This is a genomic window from Maribacter halichondriae (genome assembly GCF_027474825.1).
GTDB classification, from domain to species: Bacteria; Bacteroidota; Bacteroidia; order Flavobacteriales; family Flavobacteriaceae; genus Meishania; species Meishania halichondriae.
Genome location: NZ_CP107030.1, coordinates 1,101,278 through 1,120,852, shown reverse-complemented (window position 1 = coordinate 1,120,852; position 19,575 = coordinate 1,101,278). Strand labels below are relative to the sequence as shown.

The window sequence follows — 19,575 nt, the reverse complement described above, 5'->3', positions numbered from 1 at the left end:
CCAATCTTTTTGGTTAATGTCACTGCTATATTTGGGCTTCTCTCAGATTCCGGTAAGCAGTTGGAAAGAAAGGGAAAATCTCGAAAAGAAAATAGTGGAAAATAGGTGCTTTCAGGGTAGGGCGATTTACTTTTTTATGTGCTATTTGGTTAGTACAATAGTAGCCTGTGGCTTGGCCTTCCATTTAGATGGCCTGACCGAATTGATGAAATAGTGAAATAGATTTTTAATGCCGCTATCAAAAATCCTCTACCATTGTTTTCATAAAAGAAAAAACCTTCCAGTTTTCTGGAAGGTTTTTTAGTAGTAGCGGGGACTGGACTCGAACCAGCGACCTTCGGGTTATGAGTCGCAATAATACTGGTTTTATATGGTTTCATATGTATTGATATAATTGATAATCAAATACTTATATTTTATGTTAAAACAGGTAAAACCATAAAAAACCCCAAAATGTTTTAGGTATGTTTTAGGTAAAATGTGTAGGTTGCCGTATATTTAGAGGAAATATTTTAGCGAAATGGCCTCGATAAAGATAGTACTTTGGAAACATGATAAAAAAAAGGACGGCACTTTTCCATTGGCCATTCGAATTACTCAAAATAGAAAAACTAGATATATTTTCACCGGCAAATATATTTTGGAGAAGGATTGGGACAAAAATTTGAGTAAGGTTAAAAAATCTCACCCTAATTCTGCAAGGCTGAACAATTTTCTGTTAAAAAAGTTGACCGAGGTCGATAGTATCGCTCTGGAAGCCGAAGGCTCAAAAGAATTCATTTCCAGTAAACAAATTAAGAATAAGGCAAAGCATAAAGGCCGAACAGTTTCCTTCTTCCAATTTGGGGCCGAGAGGGTCATGAGCAGATTTCAGTCAGGCAAATTTTCCACTTGTAAGGGGGAGCTTTCCATGTTGTTTAACGTCCGTGAGTTTTTGAAGTGGAACCGATTTGAGGAACGGCAACAAGTCATCGACGGAATTAAGGAGCGACGAAGAAATCGAGTAGGGCAGTCCCGAAAGTTTGGATATAATTTCTTGGACCATGTAAAGAGCGAATTTGATAAAGAAACCTCACTTTACTTTGAAGATATTAACGAAGCCTTTTTGAGCAATTTCAAGGTGTTCTGCATCTCTTATTTGGAACATAAGACCAGAACCGTTACCAATCACCTCATTTATATTCGCACGCTGTTCAATGCGGCCATAAAGGAAGGTATCGTTGAAGCCAAACACTATCCTTTTGCGGGAGAAAAAGAGCGCATACGAATAAAACCAACACAAAAAATCGGTTTAACGAGGGAAGAGATTGAACGCATTGAAAATGTGGAATTGGAGGAAGACAGCCCGGTATGGCATACCCGAAATGTATGGCTGTTCTCTTTCTATTTTGCAGGAATCCGTATATCAGATGTGCTGCAAATGAAATGGTCAGATTTGATGGATGGCCGTCTTTATTATACCATGAACAAGAATGAAAAGCCATTGAGCCTGAAAATTCCAGAGCAGGCAGAAGGGATATTAGCTTGTTATCGACCGTCCCGCCAGTCACAGGATGATTATATTTTTCCCTATTTGAAAAAAGCAAATCCCAATAGCAAGCGGGACATATTTGTAAAGACTCGCAATGGAATCGCCGTACTTAACAAATACCTTAAGCAACTGGCCGAAAAAAGTGGGATTACCAAAAACTTATCCAACCATATTGCCCGCCATTCCTTTGGCAATATAGCAGGGGATGCCATTTCTCCCTTAATGCTTCAAAAACTCTATCGCCACAGTGATTTAAAGACAACAATCATGTATCAGGCAAATTTTATCCATAAAGATGCCGATGATGCATTAGATGCTGTTTTGAATTCTTAAAAAGGTTACTGAAATTTTATAAAAATAAGGGAGATTTACAGGTTGGGTTATTAATATTTCCTAAATTAGCACTAATTAATAATTTTAACACAGCACTAATTAATAATTAATGCACAGCTTTTAGTAATAATATAAGCACAGCATCGATTAATAAATGATGTACGGTATCCGAAGTAGACCGCACTTTAAAATTGGGGAATATTATATTTCTAAAGATAAATTAAAAAAATGGCGACACCTGGAGAAAAGTTAGCGGAATCATTGGAAAGACTCAAAGCACTTCAAGATTCCGGCCTCGTTGCTATAAAGGCTGATAATCTGTCTAGGGTACATAAAGAAAGATTGATTAAAAACGGATTTATAAAGGAAGTAGTTAAAGGATGGTACATCGGCACACCGCATGACGAACAACAAGGCGACAGTACTTCTTGGTTTACCTCTTTCTGGGACTTTTCCGCAAGATATTTACAAGATCGTTACGGAGAGGATTACTGTATTTCAGCGGAGCAATCCTTGATGTTCCATGCCGGAAACAATGTTGTGCCGGGGCAATTGATTATAAGGTCTACGAAAGGCAACAATTCAGTTACAAATTTATTGTTCGGCACTTCGATATTCGTTATGAAATCGCCCTTGCCAGATGTAGCTGAAATTGAAACCCGTAACGGAATACGAATTGTTAGTCTGGCTTCTTCCATAGTGCATAGTACTCCGTCAATATTCACGAAACAATCCATTGATTCAAGAACCGCACTTATGATGATACGTGACGCATCCGAACTGTTACCAATTTTACTGGAAGGAGGACACTCCACTATTGCAGGAAGACTGGTCGGCGCGTATCGAAATCTGGGACAAGATAAAATTGCAGACGAGATTTCAAAAACAATGACAGCTGCCGGATATGATGTCAGGGAAACGGATCCGTTCAAAGAACCGTCTCCGATAAAATTGGACCCAAGAGAACGATCTCCGTATGTAAATAGAATAAAATTGATGTGGCAAGAAATGAGGGAAGTTGTAATTGCAGCCTTTCCGAAAGCTCCGGGCATTCCGAAGGACTTGAAATCGTACATGGAAAAAATCGATGAAATCTATGTAACCGATGCCTATCATTCGTTATCCATTGAAAAATATAAGGTAACTCCGGAACTGATAGAGCGCGTTCGAAGTGGAAAATGGAATCCGGAAGATAATGAAGCGGACTTGAAACAAAAAGATGCCATGGCCGCTAGGGGGTACTGGTTGGCATTCAACGCGGTCAAGAAAAGTATTCAGCGAATTTTCGAAGGAGAGAATCCAGGGAAGGTCACAGATGAAGACCACGGCGATTGGTATAGGGAATTATTTGGCCCAAGCATTACCACGGGAATGTTAAAACCTTCGGATTTAGCAGGGTACCGAAATGCTCAGGTCTATATTGGCCGGTCTAAACATACCCCGATCAATGTGCACGGTGTACGGGATGTAATGCCCTTACTCTTTGAGTTGCTGGCATCTGAAAAAGAAGCTAGCGTACGTGCGGTATTGGGTCACTTTTTCTTTGTGTACATACATCCCTATATGGATGGTAATGGTCGCATGGGGCGTTTCTTGTTGAATACGATGCTCGTATCCGGAGGGTATCCTTGGACAGTAATCCCAATAGAAGAAAGAGATACCTACATGAACTCCCTTGAAAGTGCGAGTGTTGAAAATGATATCGAACCTTTCACCAAATTTATGGCCTACCTCGTAGATGCTGGCTTACAGGGAAAGCCGATAGCAAAGAAATTAGTATAAGCGTATTTGTCTAAGAAACTAAAATGCCATTCCGGTCAAGTCTCAAGCGGAACTATTTCATCTCCCAATAATTGGTCGATTTTGAAAACACATAGGTGTTCTTTCGGCAATGGACAAAACCACTATGTTTTGAGGTATCACATTTTGTGATACCTAATGCAAGACTAGTACTAAGATCACAATAGTTCACTATTTATTTACAATTTTCATTGCTAAGCGCGATTATCGTGCAATCTTCTTTTCATCTATTATCATGTGTTTTCAGATTTGGAAAGACTAGAAATCATTTGCTATATTGACATCTATGAACGTTATCTGCATCGAAGAAAAAGCTTTTGATAACCTATTGGATAGGATGTTCAAGTATGTCCAATCCCAAATGGACATGAATACTTCCGATAAATGGATCGACAAAAAAGAGGCCAAGCGGTTATTGCGAATAAAATCGGATACCACCCTTCAAAAAATGCGTGATGAAGGCCAAATAAGGTATTCGCAGCCCCAAAGGAAGCACATTCTTTACGACCGCGATTCTATTAACGAATATCTTGAGGCGCATGCCAAAGAACCTTTTACCGATTATTAATTTCTTCTCATCATAACAAAAACGCGAGAACCTAAGACCATATCCTTTCCCAGTGATATTACACTAAAGAATAAACCCTAAATCTTAGGGTCTAGCGCCCAAGGTGTGAGAGTTCGAGTCTCTCCGCCTGTACAAAGGAAAAGTCGACTTTTTGGAGTCGGCTTTTTTATTGATGATTAATGTCATTCATTTTTGAATACCGGATTTTTACTTTTAAGCGGATTTTTTATAGAAATTCCAATACCTTGTTTAATGCTATCTATAATACAAATCATTTTCAAATGACCATCCACCACTTTGGCGAAGGAAATTCGCTTTTAAATCAGTTCATTTCTGAAATCAGGGATGCCAATATCCAAAAAGACGCTATGCGGTTTCGCCGGAATATCGGGCGTATCGGTGAAATCTTGAGCTACGAAATGAGTAAATCTCTGAATTATCAAAGCAAAGTGGTACAAACACCTTTCGGTACTAAAGAAATGTCGTTGCTCAATGACAAATGGTACTATGTTCCGTTTTACGTGCCGAACTTCCCTTACACCAGGGAATGTTGAATTATTTTGACGGTGCAGAAAACGCCTTTATTTCAGCCTATCGACATCATCGCGGCGATGAAGATGCCTTTGAAGTTATTGTGAAATATTTTGCCGCTCCTTCTTTGGAGGGCAAAACCTTGGTGTTGACAGACCCCATGTTAGCGACCGGAAAAACGCTCGAAAACGTGCTGAAGGCACTAAAAGAGCATGGTACGCCAAACCAAATACATATCATGTCGGTCATCGGTTCTAAGAGCGGTATCGAGCATGTGAAAAATGTTTTTCCAAAAAACACACATTTATGGATTGCCGCTATTGACACGGAACTGAACAGTAAGGGCTATATTCTTCCCGGAATTGGCGATGCCGGTGATCTGGCTTTTGGGGAGAAGTTGTAGTCAGATCAAATTTTACCTTCTTTTGACTCTCTTCTGGATACTAATTATTTAGAACCATGAATAAAGACCGGTAAAGTCAATATATCATTAGAGTTATCCTGCAAGTTGTAGTAAAACTTCTTCCGTATGCCAATACGATACTGATGCAGGTCATTTCCCAAAAAGATTTTCCCATTTATCTTCATAACAGTAAAAATCTAATTCTAATAAAAGGGAAAATCTATAATGACTCAAGCAAAAATGAATCTCACTCATTTCATCATTACTGTTCTTTGTGTCGGAATATTCACTTCCTGCCAACCACCCGTGGTCTTTGGCGAGCCTCAACCAGCGGATACAAAACCCTTATCGACCATTCCCCGGGAATATCATGGCATCTATTGGTGTAAAGTAGATAGTGCCTCCTTGTTCATTGATGACCGGACATTTATAAAACGGAAGGAGTTTCTGATAAAACTTACCAAAGCAGAAATTGATTCAAGCAATGACCTAGAGCTTCAAAATGGAAGACTATATGTCAATGATTTGGGAAGTTCTTTTCCAATTGAGGAAAAAGGCGATACAATCATTTCAAAAGTTGTTATGCGAGATACGATTTTTTCAATTGCGAAGGAACAAATTCTAAAACCCTTTAAAGGGCATCTGATATTGAATACCAAATTAGATGAAAATGCATGGGCCGTTTTGGTAGCTTCCCATAAAGGTGCCGGAATACTTTCGCTCGCACGGGCGGAAATCCCTGAAAATTTCGCTCAATTGGATTCCGTCACTCCTATAAAAATGTTATCGGAGCGCGATTCAGAAAGTACGCAGATTTATATTACACCAACTGCCGAGCAGTTTGGACGCATCTTAGATCGTGGTTTACTGTTCGATACCTCCTGTTCCGAATTCGAACGGATCATCCCCATTGAGGAACATTTCTATTAGGCTGATTTCTGAAATACCGCTTTTTGAGTATTGTGGACTGACCCAAATCATTTTACGGTTGCTTTACCCGCTATACCTTCGGGTCATATTTAAACAATTGTTTAATCTAAAAAATATAAAAATATGTCACTTGTAAAATTTAAAAGAAGAAGACCTTTTGGAAACCTGATTACCCAAGATTTTTTTGACATGGATGATTTTTTCGATAGCCGAAGATGGGTCAGGAATATGGTGCCCAGCACTTTTTGGAACGGTAAAAACGGCGAACCTGCCCTGAACATCAAAGAAAACGATGATAATTTCGAAATTGAGCTCGCCGCCCCGGGCTTCGCCAAAAAAGATTTCGAGGTAACCATCGACGACGGATGCCTTAACATCAAGGCCGAAAAAGAATATTCCGAAGAGGAAAAGGAAGACAACTACACACGTCGCGAGTTTAGCTACAATTCTTTTGAGCGTTCGCTACAGTTGCCAGAAAGCGTAAAGCAGGAGGAAATCAAGGCCAAGTACAACGACGGCATCTTGAGTTTTAAACTGGCCAAAAAAGAAGAGGCCAAAAAATTGCCTCCAAAAAAAGTACAGATTGCTTAAACATTTTTCAGGTAAAGAATGCCCTTTGGCTAAAACCTAATCGCGTCCATATAAATAGGTTGGTTTGAGGGCATTGCATTTTCCTGAAAAGCCCTGCCAAATATGCTATTTATACAAATTCAGGGTATAATTGTACGACGATATCATTCACCACTTTATTTACTCCCGGAGCCTTATATGCAGCTTTTGCCGCTATTTCTTTCTCCTTATGGGAATGTACCCTACTTTTCAATTGCACCGTACGCCCATCAACCTGTACCCGTATACCTTTGGCTTCAAGATTGGCAGAACGTTCAAAGGTCTTCTGAATTCTGTTCTTGACTTCGAACGGCTTTAGGTTTTGCTTCGAAGTTATCCTAAAAAAAGGTTTCAAAGATTACGGCTATTTGCAATTATTTGAAATTTGACAAGGATAGAAATATCAACTTTTTTCTACATTAATCAACCTATGAACTAATAATAGCATTTTGTGAACGATTATCTAAATATCTCCATTCAAGCGGCGATTGAGGCCGGAAAAGTAATACTGAAAATTTATGAAGATGAGTTTAAAGTAGATATGAAAGAGGATAAATCGGCTTTGACCGAAGCCGATATAGCATCTAATGATGTAATCAACACCTATTTGGAAACCACAAAAATCCCCATTATTGGAGAAGAAATTAAGAACATGCCATTTTCGGTACGAAAGCAATGGAAAACCTGTTGGATCGTAGATCCCTTGGATGGCACAAAGGAATTTATCAAAAGAAATGGCGAATTTACAGTGAATATAGCCATGGTAGAAGATGGCATTCCAGTTTTTGGGGGTTATTTATGTCCCAGTTTCAAGAGAACTCTACTACGCCGATGTTGTAATAGGTAAAGCATATAAAACCCTATTGGATAATGAACATGAATCGAATAGGCCATTTTTCAAAGATCATGATCTTATTTCCCCAACTCCCGATTCTGAAGATTTACTTAGGGTCGTTGTAAGCAAATCACATATGAATGATCTAACGCGGAGTTTCATCGAAGAGCAAAAAGGTAATTATAAGAAAATAGACATCGTTACCAAGGGAAGTTCATTGAAGTTCTGTCTTGTTGCCGAAGGTAAAGCAGATATTTATCCAAGACTTGCACCGACAATGGAATGGGACACAGCTGCAGGACATGCCATTTGTAAGGCCGTAGGTCTTTTGGTCATCTCAACAGAAACCAATGAAGAATTGGTATATAATAAACGTGATTTGTTGAATAGTTATTTTGTGGTACATAAGTAAATAATAGTACAATATCTATATAACCTACGGATGGGTTTGAAATTGAAATATACACCGGTTCAAGGCTGGGAAATCCGCCAGCTAAACCATTAGTTCAAGAATCAGTTCCCCTACTAAAGGCGCAACATCAATAATCTCAACTTTCTGTTCTACGATTTCCTTTTCCAGCCGAGTAGGAGGAATACTGTTGGTAATGACAACTTTGTCCAATGCTAGATCTTTTAGTGTTTCATTCGCCCCTGCTGAAAAAACACCATGCGTCACAGTTGCAAATACTTTATTTGATCCAGCTTGTTTACAGGCCTTTGCCGCTCGTAACAGGGTAGTACCCGAACTGATGAGGTCATCTATTATGATTACGGTTTTGGCATGAACATCACCAAAAATCATCTCGGTGCCCCCTACGATTCCCTCGCTCCTGGTTTTGTGCATTACTGCGACTGGAATCGGTTTTTCCATTTCATTTTCTAGTGTTTGGGCAAATGCCATGGCACGTTTTATCCCTCCACTATCCGGCGATAAGACCACCGTTTCTTGATTTTTTAGTAGTGGAGCGAAATGCGACGCAAAAGAAACCTTGGCCTCCAAATGTATTGTAGGAATGCGGAACGCATTTTCAAAGGCCTGTACGTTATGCACATCCAAGGTCACTAACTTGTTTGTACCCATAGTTTCAAGTAAGCGGGCGACATATTGGGTTGTAATCGGGTCATGGCTCTTGGTCTTCCTGTCTTTTCGGGAATAGCACAAATAAGGAGCGATTACCGTCACCTCTGATGCTCCTGCATCTTTTAATGAACCAATAAAGAACAACAGCCGGCAGAGTTTGTCATTGACCGTAAGTTCGGGTTCACCATAAAGACTGTATATAATGTACACACTCTTGTTACGTACATTGACCAAGGAACGTATCTTATGTTCCCCTTCGGGGAAATCTCGTTCCTCATGGTCACTCAAGGTCAAGCCTATCGCTTCCGCAGCCTTTTGGCCAAACTCCTTACTGGAATCCAAGGCGAATATCAAGTTGTTGGCAGTGCCCATCATTTTTTCTAAGGGAGAAAGATTCCTATAAAAGTCCACAAAACGCTGTCGTACCACAATGATATCTGTCAGTCGGTCGGGATGACCTACATCATTGTAGCGGTTATGTCCACATGATACTTTTGATACCATAATCGTAGGGCTTTGTCCTGCTCTAGATGATAAAAAGTTTTCAATCTAAAAAAATATCCGATGAGAAAGTCTATCATAATAGGTGTGAAGCAGATGGGTGTGGTATTGCTTGCATTTACCATTACGGCGGTATTCCATTCCTGTAAAAGAGCTGCCGAAAAGACTAGTGAAAAAATCATAGAAAAGTCAATGGGCGATGATGCCAATATTGACATCGATGATGAGAAAATGGTCATCGAGACCGATGAGGGAACGTTTACTACCGATGCTACCATCCATAGTTGGCCCAAGGAGCTTCCTTCCGACGTTCCCGAATTTAAGGAGGGCAAAGTAATTAGCGTCACGACTCATGAAATGGACGATAACAAAAACTGGGTGGTCATCTTTGAAGATGTGCCCCAAACTGCTTTACAGAAATACAAAGAAGAACTGGAGACCGAAGGCTTTAAGATTAATTATACTACTACAGCTGGAACCGGAGGCCACCTCACCGCTGAAAAAGGAAAATTGACGGTAGTTGTAATGGTGGGAGAAGGAAATGCTACGGTTACTGTAGGTTCCGACCAATAAATTAAGAATTAAAATAGAATGATCAACATTAAAAACAATTCAAAATGGCTTCAATAATACATTTCGATATTTCGGCGGACGACGTTCTAAGGGCGAAAAATTTTTACGAAAAACTATTTGGATGGAAAATCAAAAAATTTCCTACCGGTCCTTCGGAGTACTACCTTATTGAGACTCTTGCAAAGACTGGAAAAAAAGGTATTGGCGGCGGTATCGCCAAAAGGGAAAAGGCCTATCAACAAATCACCAATTTTATAGAGGTGGATTCCATCGATGAGGCTATCGCCAAAGTAAGGGAACTCGGCGGGGAAATCGTTGAGCCCAAGTCGGCCATCCCCAACATCGGGTTTATCGCTGGATGTAAGGATACTGAAGGCAACATGTTCGGCATCATGGAGGTTAAGAAAGAATAACTTCATTGAAGAAACCATCGCATTTAATGGATATCTTCTGACTGTACGACAAACACTGGCATCTTTACAAGTATCAAGGACAAATGAAGGGAGCCGCATTGGTCAAACAAAAAAAGTGAATAGTAGAGGACTTAAAAATGGTTTCTTTGAAAATGGTCCCAACCAAAATGAAAAACTCCAAATATCACTACCGAATAAAAAGGATGATAACTGGATGTATCAGATTTTAAATAGGGAATGTGCGCAGTTTGGAACTAAGGCCCGATGGGAATCGGATGGTGCATTGTCCATAATTTAAGACTGAGTTGTGGTCGACGAGAATCTCTTTATTCTTCAATTTTCTACTTGATATGACCTTAGTAAGAGTGTAAATTATTTTGACTGTTGTTGTTCTACGGATTTAATGTAGGTAATCAAAGCTTCGAGTGTCGTCATTTTACCATAATCCTCTTCAGGGGTTTTGATCCCCAGTTCCTCATCGAGACCGATGATGAATTGCAAAAAATCAAAGGAGTCGATACCGAGCGTATCCCTTATATTGCTGTTCATTTCCAATGTTTCGGAGTCTTCATCCGGTGCTATTTTTGCCAGCAGTTGAAAAATAACGGTTTTTATTTCCCCTTCTCTCATAGCATTTCAGGATTTTGAAGATGGTCTTTCATTGCAGTTAAAAATTGGCGCCCTAGATAACCGTCAATCGCCCTATGGTCAGCGGCCAAGGTAATATGAATAACGGGACGGGAACTGAGCGAGCCATTTTCGGCCCATGCCTCGTCGATTATCGAACCGCATCCTACTATGGCAACTTGTGGGGGATAAATTACCCCAAAAACAGTGGCTACATTTCCTTCCCCGATATTGGTCAGAGTAATGGTCGATTCGCTTAGTTCTGAACTCCGTAATTTCAATGCTTTGGCGCGCGGGATCAAATCGTTGAGTACCGTCATTAATTCGGTCAATGTTTTTTCTTTGGCACCATGTATCGCCGGAATAACCACACCGCCTTTCCTCAGGGAAACGGCAAACCCAATGTTTATCGCTTCCTTCAAATGCAGACCGTTTTCCCAATAAGCATTGACTTCCGGCACCTTCTCAAGGGCCTTTGCCATAGCTTTTATCAACAGAACAACATATAGCAATCTATCCTTTACCTCCCTTTTCCTATTGGTCTCTTGTAACCACGCCAATGCTTTGGACATGTCGATTTTCGTTTCCATATAAAAGTGAGGAATCTCCCGGTTCGATTTGCTCATGGCCGAGGCAATGGCAGAGCGTACGCCATGGAGCATTGTATCTTTCTTGTTTTCGTGTATCGCTTTCTGCGCTTGCGGCGTCTTTTTCAAGGCATCGGCCTCCTCAACATCCTTTTTTGTGATGCTCCCTTCTGGTCCTGTTCCTTTTAAGGTTGATATGTCAATTCCGTTTTCCTCTGCCATTTTCCTTGCCAAGGGAGAAATTTTTACTCGATCCGATGATTGCTTTACCTTCTCTTTTGGCGGTGTGATGACCGCTTCTCTTTCAACTTCCACCAATTTTTTCTTTTTCCCAGCTGTTTCGGTTTTCTCCTCGCTCGATTCGGAATCTCCTTCTGGAATAATCAGTGCCATTAGGGTACCAACAGGGACTTTTTCCCCTTCCTTGATTATCAGTTCCTCAATGATTCCTTCATCGAAGACCTCTATTTCAATCAATCCCTTTTGGGTATCCACATCTGCCACGATATCTCCGCGTTGTACTTTATCGCCGGGCTTAACCCGCCATTCTACAAGCGTTCCATCTTCCATATCAGCACCTAAACTGGGCATATTAAACTCGATCATGCTGCATCATTTTTAAAATCGTGTCGACGATATCTTGCTGTTGGGGAATCGAAGCATCCTCCATGTGTTTGGCGTACGGAATGGGCACCTCTATGCCGCAAAGGCGCTGTATGGGCATGTCCAATTCATAAAAGGAATGTTCCATTATTCGTGAGATGATTTCGGATGATATACTGACTGATCGCCAGGCTTCTTCCACTACCAAAACCCGATGGGTTTTAGCTACGGAATCCATAATCGTCTCATTATCGATAGGATTGAGCACACGAAGATCCAATACTTCCACATCAATTCCTGATGAGGCCAATTCTTTGGCCGCCGCCAATGCTTTGTATACCCCGGGGCCATAGGTTATGATCGATAGGTCTTTTCCTGCTCTCCGTATTTTGGCCTTGTCAATATCCACCGGACCCGAGTTCAATGGAATTTCCGATTGGGTATTGAGTAGTGAGGTATATTCGAAAATGATGACGGGATCAGAGCTCTCAAGGGCGGTCGCGAGCATTCCCCTGGCATCTTCATGTGTTCCGGCAGAAATTACTTTTAATCCGGGAACATGTGCATAAAAAGGTTCCCAACTATGCGAATGCTGGGCCGCAAGTTGGTTGCCTATTCCGGAATTCATTCGGATTACCACAGGTACGTTGATCTGCCCCCGGACATATGTAACAGCGTAGCGGCATTGTTTATAATCTGATCCAGTGCGAGTAAACTAAAGTTAACCGTCATAACTTCAACGATTGGGCGCATTCCACCTAGGGAAGCTCCTATACCTGCGCCTACAAAACCAGATTCCGATAAGGGAACGTCCATAATTCGGTCTTCCCCAAATTCCTCAAGAAAGCCTTTGCTTACCGCGAAGGCTCCCCCATAACGTCCTACATCCTCGCCCATCAAAAAAACCTTTTCATCATTGATCAAGGCTTCGCGAAGCCCCTGTTTTAGTGCTTCCCTGTAGGTCATCCTTAAGGTTTGTGTATTCTCCATGGCTACTTGCTGTAAACGAATTTTGTTAGATCTTCTAGGGGTTCAAAGGTTCCCGCTTCCGCGAAGTCAACGGCTTTTTGTACCTCGGCTTTTACCTTTTTCTCAATGTTATCGATAGCGGTCTGGGCAACCAGGCCTTTTTTTAATAGGTCATTCGCCAATTCAGGAATAGGATCGCGTTCTTTCCATACTTCAACTTCCGCTTTTTCCCGGTACAGTTCGGCATCGAACATCGAGTGCGCCCTGAAACGATAGGTATTGCAAACCAAGAAATAGGGTTTTCCTGTTGACCTAATATAAGCTACAGCCTTCTTGGCGGCTTGCCGTACTTCCAACACGTCCATTCCGTTAACAGCAGCTGATTCCACACCGTATGCAGCTCCTTTTTTTCGACTTCGGGGACCGAATGAGAAAAACGGAGTGCCGTCCCCATGCCGTATAGATTGTTTTCACAAAGGAAAAGTACTGGCACCTTCCACAAGGCCGCCAAGTTCATCGATTCATGGAATTCCCCCTCGGCAATTGCCCCCTCTCCAAAAAAACAACAGGTTAAACTGGGCTGGTTTTGTTTTTTGGATGCCAATGCCATACCTACTGCCAGCGGTAGATGCCCCCCGACAATTGCATTTCCGCCATAAAACTTTTTATTCGTATCGAACAAGTGCATGGAACCACCACGCCCCTTGCTGCATCCTTCCATTTTGCCGTACATTTCTGCCATGATACTTCCTGGATCTACTCCCCTAGCCAATGCATGACCATGTTCGCGGTAGGTACTCAAGATATTGTCCTCCTCCGTCAACGACTCCATGACACCAACGGCCACGGCTTCTTCCCCGATATATAGGTGCAGAAAGCCCCGGATTTTTTCTTTGGTATATAACTCGGCCGACTTCTCTTCGAACCTTCTGATCAAGATCATCTTGTACAAAAGCTCAAGACCTTTTTTCTTGTCAATTATCGGACCTGCGTGAATTTCTTTTTCTTCCATCTTATTCCAATGTTGAGGTGTCCCCTTCCGGTAATCCCAATTCGCGTGCTTTCAAAAGCCGTCTCAAGATCTTACCGCTTTTGGTTTTTGGTAGACTGTCGATAAATTCAATTTCCTTGGGTGCTATCGCGGGACCCAGTTTTTTTCTAGAAAATCCTTTGATATCCAACTTGGTCGCCTCGTCCGCTTCGAATCCGGGTTCCAAAACCACAAAGGCCTTAACCAATTCACCGATCATAGCATCCGGTTTTCCTATAATAGCCGCTTCGGCCACGGCAGGATGTTCCATCAATGCACTTTCCACCTCGAAAGGCCCGACCATATGACCAGAGGTTTTGATGATATCATCGGCCCTGCCCACGAACCAGTAGTAGCCTTCGGCATCCTTTTTGGCCAGGTCGCCTGTGATATACCATTCCCCTTTAAAGCACTTTTTATAACGTTCCTCTTCGTCCAGATAGGCTCGGAACATCGATGGCCATCCGGCTTTTAGCAAAAGATGGCCCTGTTCCAAGGGTTTTGTCAAGAGCTGTACTTTTTCTCCTTCAATAGATCCAATGGAAGCTTCGATTCCCGGTAGCGGTTTCCCCATAGATCCCGGCCGAACTTCCATCGAGGCATAGTTGCTGATCATGATGCCACCAGTCTCGGTCTGCCACCAGTTATCACATATGGGCATTCCAAATGTCTTTTTACCCCAAACCACTTCTTCTGCCTGAAGGGGTTCCCCAACACTATGAATCAGGCGTAAGTTGGATAGATCATAGCTATCGAGTGGCTTAAGTTCCAGCCGCATTAATCTCCGGATGGCCGTTGGGGCCGTATACCAAACATTCACTCGATGTTCTTCAAGAATGGAATACCACCGAGTGGCATCGAACTCTTCTTCATCAACAATGTTGGTAACCCCATTGACCAAGGGCGCAATAATGCCATAGGACGTACCGGTTACCCATCCGGGATCGGCCGTGCACCAGAACACATCCCCGGGATGAAGATCAAGCACGTATTTACCAGTAACATAATGAGTAAGGACCGCGCGGTGGACATGCAAGGCACCTTTAGGCATGCCCGTTGTACCGCTTGTAAAATGTAGCAGTGCGGGGTCCTCCGGCTGTGTATCCTTAATGGAATAATGATCGGTAACTTCGCGCATCAATAGTGATAAGGACTTTACCTTATCGTCTACATGCTGATCCACATCCACCAATAGAATAGTGCGAAGCAGCGGAAGCCGCTCCAACAATGGTTTTATCTTTTTCTCGTAAAGTTTTGTCGTCGAGACCAATACCTTGGCTTTGCCTTTGCTCAGACGCTGGAAAGCAGGCTCGGGGCCAAAAACGGAAAACATCGGGCAAAATATGGCCCTGGCTTTGAGTGTTCCCAAGGCCGCGACATATAACAAAGGAATTCTCCCCAAAAGGGTAAACACACCATCTCCTTTTTTTATCTCCAATTTTTCCAGCACATTGGCGAATCGTGAGGTACGTAATTTTAAATCGGCATAGGTAATGTCTTCAACTGAACGGTCATTTCGCATCCATTTTAAAGCAACGGTATCCCTTCTATTACTATTGGCATGCCTGTCGACCGCTTCATGGGCGATATTGATTCCACCTTCTGGAAGTCCGTCTAAACTTTCATATTCCTTTTCCCAACTAAACTTACTATAGAAAGAATCGTAATCTGGCATATTTGAAATTGTCCGGTTTACTTTGTGTAGATTATCTTTCATGACAGATCTTGGGTATGGATAGTAGTTTTGAACGCTCTTATTTTTTAATTAAAATGTAAAATGGACTCCGTGTTCAATTCTTAGATTTTGTAATCACTAGTTTCTAAAATTGGCCATAACCCGGCAATTTCGAAATGACCCTGGTCAGTTTAGTGTGTGATTCGTGAACTTGATTCTAGACAATTTATCTATATACCAATAAAGGACTGACGCATATCATTTTTATCCAGTTGGTTTAACCCTAGTTTTATGCCAAAATGTTTTAAAATGGCCATCAAATAGGTCGTCACTAATCATTTAAATTCAAATATCATGTCGACCAAAGAATTATATAAGTATAAGCAAGAAAACGACTTTGAACAGTTTTATAAAAAAATTGAAACTCTTGTCCCCGAATTAAAAAAATTCATGACCGGAAGTCTAAAAGCCGCGGAAAACCAGGGTATGCTGGACAGGGGATTTCATGATGCAGATGAAATGCTGGATGAAGTCTATTTAGAAGCTTTTAAGGCTTTTTCATCTGAAACAGTTGTGACGAAACTGAGACGATCACTCTTTAAAAAGGCCATAAATAAAATAGAGGAGAAAAAGGCACAGGAAGTTCCAGATGAGGTCAATACTCATGCCTTATTAAAAGAAGAATTGAAAACCTTGAGCGAAGATTTCACCACAGATGGGGATGGAGATCGCATACTGTATGATGAATTGGACGATATTTCATATCGGCAAAAACAGGGATGGTCACTGGAGATTCGGTTGGATGAACCGCTGGAACGGCAACTGGTCCAAAAGCTGGGCCTACATGAAGCTGCCTTGCTTTCCGATGAAAAAAGACGTTTACTGGGGCAACTTTACTCAACTATACCTGCAAGAAGTAAGACCGTTGTGGAGCTACTTGTCTTTGGACATCAGGATACTTTGGAGATTTCCGAAATATTGGAAGTCCCCGAAAATGTTATTAATAGGATCATATTTAAGGTAAAAGAACGGTTTAGATTATTATAGTCGAAACAGATTTTGGAGCCCAAGAAGAAATATACAATCAATCTGGCCAACACTTTTTACTTTGTTTTTAGCGTTACCGCACTTATCTAGATTTTGATAGTAGCTAAGATCACTAGTGTTCCCTTGCTATTTAGTTTTTTTGCCTTGATGTTAAAGCCCATAGTTGGTTTCTTTGAACGTAAGCTACGTTATAGGATATTGGCCATATTAACATCCTATCTTTTGGCACCCTTGAGTTATCTTATGTAAGATGGACTTGCCCGAAAAAGAGATGTTTTTCTTGAACGGTTTGATAACGAAAAGTACCGTTTTTTTCATCTTTTTTTGAAGAATGGCGGGAATGATTAGAATTTCGTCTTTGATAAACTCAAGCGGGTTTTTTAACAGGCAACCTTACTTTCCTATACAACGCCACATCCAAACCAATAAACCAGCTTATAAATAATATGAACGTAATCTTTTGTATGACGGGAAGTGATTTAATGAATAGTCCGGTCTCATAGATATAATAATTGATCAGAAAGACCAAAATGCAGAGTACGCCCAATAGAAATAGGTTTTTATGGTACGCTTTAAAAAGCTCTACCGAGCAAGTTATAAAGGCGATCACACCAAAAATACCTGCAATTCGTACAACTTCATCATGGTTGCCAAAAGCAAGTAAAAATATTGTTAGAAGTGAAAGGAGCCCCGAGATTTTCATAACTTTTTGATTGAGATTTTTTGTCTCGAATAATCTGGGCAAATAGGACCATAACCAAAACAAACCTGTGCAAAGTAAGCCTAATGCTGCTATCGCATAAAATCGCCCCGAATTAACTTCATCATTGATTGCATAAACGTCCAACAAATCACACAAATAATTGTGCCAGAAACTAAATCCATCCTGATCTGGCAATATCCAAGAACCGCCTGGATAATTCACGGCAGCCATGATATACAAAATAACAAACAAGCCCATTCCGCCCAAGGGCAGCAACAACATATTTGGTTTTGTATTTTTGGGTATAAAAGCAGCTTTTATTTTTTCCATTTTTTTAATTACTTCAGGAGTGTTCATTTGGAGGCTTGTGTAATCTCCTGCTAACACTCCGCAGTATTGTTGAAATTACATTTTTGCAATACCTGTCGGGTTCTGCTTTTATTTCTATAGATAGTAATGCCTTTTAATCCGTATTCCCAAGCTTTTTTATAGATTTCCGAAATCTCTTTTACAGTAGTCTTTTCTGGCAAGTTGATGGTTTTTGATACCGCATTGTCGGTATATTTTTGAAACGCTCTTTGGTGCAACAAATGATACTCCCAAGGAATCTCTAAACTGGTTTCGAACAGCTTCTTGATTTCTTTTGGGATCGATGGCATGTGCTGTATGCTTCCAGATTGCAAAACTTCCGCTTTTACTTTTTCGTTCCACAATCCAAGCCTTTTCATTTTTTCCAAGAAAACGGAATTTATTTCGGTTTGGGTTTTGTCTTGCAAAACCCCGACTCGTCTATAGGCCAGTGCATATAAAGGTTCAATGGAGTAAGAGGTGTCCGCAATGACGGAGATCGTACCTGTGGGGGCGATACTGTTACAGGTAGCGTTCCGCATAGGTTTATGAGGAGCATAGCTGCTTTCTTTCCAGGAAGGAAAAACACTCCGTTCCTGAGCAAGGTCCCTTGAGGATTCGTGACTTTTGGTTTTGATGAATTCCATCAATTGTTCGCCCAGGTTCACAGCTTCTTCAGATGCATAAGGGATTCCAAGTGATAACAATAATTCTGCCCAACCCATCACACCCAATCCCACTTTACGATTAGTTGTACTTATTTTTTTTATTTGTGGCAGTAAATAATGGTTAACGGTGATTACGTTGTCCAGAAACCGCATTGCAATTTGAATATTGGTTTCGAGTTTTGGCCAGTCAATTTTAGTTTTTGCTCCTTCCTTGATTAATACTCTGGTAAGGTTCAAGGATCCCAAATTGCAGCTTTCGAAATCGAGCAATGGCACCTCTCCACAAGGATTGGTGCATTGGAGGTAGCCCTGTTTCGAAATAGGGTTATTTTTATTGATGGAGTCCAAAAAAACGAGTCCCGGATCTCCGGTCTTCCAAGCTTCTTTCACGATGGAGTTCCAGATGTATGCCGCCTTTACTATTTTTTGAACTTTACCCGTTCTGGGGTTTATTAATTTCCAATCTTCTTGTTTTTCGAGGGCATGCATGAAGTCTCGTGTGATACCTACGGAGATATTAAAATTCTGTAGGGTGTTTCCATTTGTCTTTGCAATGATGAATTCCAGAATATCTGGATGGTCAACATGGAAAATTCCCATATTGGCCCCTCGGCGTTTACCCCCTTGTTTTACATATTCTGTCGCGGCATCGTAGAGCTTCATAAAAGCAATGGGACCTGAGGATTTCCCACCAGACGAGCTGACTTGGTCGTCCTTCGGACGAAGTTTTGAGAAATCAAAACCTGTTCCTCCCCCGCTCTGATGGATTAAGGCCGCATTTTTGAGGGTCGTGAAAATCTCATCCAAACTATCTTCAATAGGCAGTACAAAACAGGCACTCAACTGTCCGTTCGGGAGGCCTGCATTCATTAAGGTCGGGGAATTAGGTAGAAATTGTAGGGAAGCCATTAATTCATAAAATCGGGTTTCCCAAATGTTCCGGTTCACCTCTTCGGCACTGGCGATGTACTTGGCTACTCTTTTAAAAAGCTGATCTGGAGATTCACTAACCTCGCCATTTGCATCCCTATGCAAATAACGAGCTTTTAGAATCTGTAGTGCGTTGTCAGTCAACATCTTGTTTTTATTATTAAATCCGATCTTGACCGGTAGAATTTGCTCTATCATTTTCGACCCTACTATTCTAATAGTATTTCGAAACTACCTTTGTCTATTTCAGAAATTGCTTTTCCTTCGGCCATAGAGAAGA

Annotated in this window: 21 protein-coding genes and 2 pseudogenes; 13 read left to right on the top strand and 10 right to left on the bottom strand. The window is 41.2% G+C overall.

Annotation, left to right across the window (positions count from 1 at the left end):
- Positions 1–16 precede the first annotated feature (16 nt).
- The 7 genes and pseudogenes from N8A86_RS05185 to N8A86_RS05155 all read left to right on the top strand — a co-directional run bounded on the left by N8A86_RS05185 (position 17) and on the right by N8A86_RS05155 (position 6,687).
- Complete coding sequence (locus N8A86_RS05185; protein ID WP_273568093.1) at positions 17–214, top strand: hypothetical protein; 198 nt, start codon at positions 17–19, stop codon at positions 212–214.
- Between the two features lie 306 nt (positions 215–520).
- Positions 521–1,864 (top strand): site-specific integrase, encoded by a 1,344-nt coding sequence (locus tag N8A86_RS05180; RefSeq protein WP_273568092.1) that lies wholly within the window; start codon positions 521–523, stop codon positions 1,862–1,864.
- A gap of 228 nt (positions 1,865–2,092) precedes the next feature.
- Positions 2,093–3,646, top strand: a complete 1,554-nt coding sequence (locus N8A86_RS05175) for a Fic family protein (RefSeq protein ID WP_273568091.1) — start codon at positions 2,093–2,095, stop codon at positions 3,644–3,646.
- A gap of 304 nt (positions 3,647–3,950) precedes the next feature.
- Positions 3,951–4,232 (top strand): helix-turn-helix domain-containing protein, encoded by a 282-nt coding sequence (locus N8A86_RS05170; protein ID WP_273568090.1) that lies wholly within the window; start codon positions 3,951–3,953, stop codon positions 4,230–4,232.
- A gap of 281 nt (positions 4,233–4,513) precedes the next feature.
- Positions 4,514–5,166, top strand: a pseudogene (upp, locus tag N8A86_RS05165) (uracil phosphoribosyltransferase).
- Between the two features lie 225 nt (positions 5,167–5,391).
- Positions 5,392–6,096 (top strand): hypothetical protein, encoded by a 705-nt coding sequence (locus N8A86_RS05160; RefSeq protein WP_273568089.1) that lies wholly within the window; start codon positions 5,392–5,394, stop codon positions 6,094–6,096.
- A gap of 123 nt (positions 6,097–6,219) precedes the next feature.
- On the top strand, positions 6,220–6,687 hold the full coding sequence (locus tag N8A86_RS05155; RefSeq protein WP_273568088.1) for an Hsp20/alpha crystallin family protein: 468 nt from the start codon (positions 6,220–6,222) through the stop codon (positions 6,685–6,687).
- 109 nt (positions 6,688–6,796) lie between these two features.
- Here the strand turns inward: N8A86_RS05155 and N8A86_RS05150 are convergent, their stop codons facing one another.
- Positions 6,797–7,060 (bottom strand): BON domain-containing protein, encoded by a 264-nt coding sequence (locus N8A86_RS05150; RefSeq protein WP_273568087.1) that lies wholly within the window; start codon positions 7,058–7,060, stop codon positions 6,797–6,799.
- A 96-nt stretch (positions 7,061–7,156) separates the two neighbouring features.
- Between N8A86_RS05150 and N8A86_RS21385 the strand changes: the two genes are divergently transcribed.
- Both N8A86_RS21385 and N8A86_RS21380 read left to right on the top strand, forming a co-directional pair.
- Positions 7,157–7,552 (top strand): 3'(2'),5'-bisphosphate nucleotidase CysQ family protein, encoded by a 396-nt coding sequence (locus N8A86_RS21385; protein WP_337251741.1) that lies wholly within the window; start codon positions 7,157–7,159, stop codon positions 7,550–7,552.
- A 16-nt stretch (positions 7,553–7,568) separates the two neighbouring features.
- Entirely contained in the window at positions 7,569–7,952 is a 384-nt protein-coding gene (locus N8A86_RS21380; protein ID WP_430682180.1) for a 3'(2'),5'-bisphosphate nucleotidase CysQ family protein, read from the top strand.
- Between the two features lie 81 nt (positions 7,953–8,033).
- Here the strand turns inward: N8A86_RS21380 and N8A86_RS05140 are convergent, their stop codons facing one another.
- Complete coding sequence (locus N8A86_RS05140; RefSeq protein WP_273568086.1) at positions 8,034–9,125, bottom strand: ribose-phosphate diphosphokinase; 1,092 nt, start codon at positions 9,123–9,125, stop codon at positions 8,034–8,036.
- 60 nt (positions 9,126–9,185) lie between these two features.
- Between N8A86_RS05140 and N8A86_RS05135 the strand changes: the two genes are divergently transcribed.
- From N8A86_RS05135 to N8A86_RS05125, 3 genes are all read left to right on the top strand, one after another.
- Positions 9,186–9,695 (top strand): hypothetical protein, encoded by a 510-nt coding sequence (locus N8A86_RS05135; RefSeq protein WP_273568085.1) that lies wholly within the window; start codon positions 9,186–9,188, stop codon positions 9,693–9,695.
- Positions 9,696–9,739: 44 nt separating this feature from the next.
- The gene (locus N8A86_RS05130) at positions 9,740–10,108 is read left to right on the top strand and encodes a VOC family protein (RefSeq protein ID WP_273568084.1); all 369 of its coding nucleotides are present in this window, start codon (positions 9,740–9,742) and stop codon (positions 10,106–10,108) included.
- Positions 10,109–10,223: 115 nt separating this feature from the next.
- Positions 10,224–10,406, top strand: a complete 183-nt coding sequence (locus tag N8A86_RS05125) for a hypothetical protein (RefSeq protein WP_273568083.1) — start codon at positions 10,224–10,226, stop codon at positions 10,404–10,406.
- 74 nt (positions 10,407–10,480) lie between these two features.
- Here N8A86_RS05125 and N8A86_RS05120 read toward each other — a convergent pair whose 3' ends face one another.
- The 6 genes and pseudogenes from N8A86_RS05120 to acsA all read right to left on the bottom strand — a co-directional run bounded on the left by N8A86_RS05120 (position 10,481) and on the right by acsA (position 15,641).
- Positions 10,481–10,738: an acyl carrier protein gene (locus N8A86_RS05120; RefSeq protein WP_273568082.1), complete on the bottom strand. Its 258-nt coding sequence runs from the start codon at positions 10,736–10,738 to the stop codon at positions 10,481–10,483.
- Positions 10,735–11,928 (bottom strand): dihydrolipoamide acetyltransferase family protein, encoded by a 1,194-nt coding sequence (locus tag N8A86_RS05115; protein ID WP_273568081.1) that lies wholly within the window; start codon positions 11,926–11,928, stop codon positions 10,735–10,737. Before N8A86_RS05115 ends, N8A86_RS05120 begins: the two co-directional genes overlap by 4 nt.
- The gene (locus N8A86_RS05110) at positions 11,915–12,553 is read right to left on the bottom strand and encodes a transketolase C-terminal domain-containing protein (RefSeq protein WP_337251739.1); all 639 of its coding nucleotides are present in this window, start codon (positions 12,551–12,553) and stop codon (positions 11,915–11,917) included. Before N8A86_RS05110 ends, N8A86_RS05115 begins: the two co-directional genes overlap by 14 nt.
- 5 nt (positions 12,554–12,558) lie before the next feature.
- A complete protein-coding gene (locus N8A86_RS05105; protein WP_337251738.1) occupies positions 12,559–12,891 on the bottom strand; it encodes a hypothetical protein in 333 nt (110 codons plus the stop codon).
- A 26-nt stretch (positions 12,892–12,917) separates the two neighbouring features.
- Positions 12,918–13,837, bottom strand: a pseudogene (gene pdhA / locus N8A86_RS05100) (pyruvate dehydrogenase (acetyl-transferring) E1 component subunit alpha).
- A 70-nt stretch (positions 13,838–13,907) separates the two neighbouring features.
- Positions 13,908–15,641, bottom strand: a complete 1,734-nt coding sequence (gene acsA, locus N8A86_RS05095) for an acetate--CoA ligase (RefSeq protein ID WP_273568080.1) — start codon at positions 15,639–15,641, stop codon at positions 13,908–13,910.
- 312 nt (positions 15,642–15,953) lie between these two features.
- Between acsA and N8A86_RS05090 the strand changes: the two genes are divergently transcribed.
- Positions 15,954–16,646 (top strand): RNA polymerase sigma factor, encoded by a 693-nt coding sequence (locus N8A86_RS05090; protein WP_273568079.1) that lies wholly within the window; start codon positions 15,954–15,956, stop codon positions 16,644–16,646.
- 367 nt (positions 16,647–17,013) lie between these two features.
- Here the strand turns inward: N8A86_RS05090 and N8A86_RS05085 are convergent, their stop codons facing one another.
- Positions 17,014–17,679, bottom strand: coding sequence for a hypothetical protein (locus tag N8A86_RS05085; protein WP_273568078.1), 666 nt, complete (start codon positions 17,677–17,679; stop codon positions 17,014–17,016).
- Positions 17,680–17,729: 50 nt separating this feature from the next.
- Positions 17,730–19,493, bottom strand: a complete 1,764-nt coding sequence (locus N8A86_RS05080; RefSeq protein WP_273568077.1) for an adenosylcobalamin-dependent ribonucleoside-diphosphate reductase — start codon at positions 19,491–19,493, stop codon at positions 17,730–17,732.
- Positions 19,494–19,575: the final 82 nt, after the last annotated feature.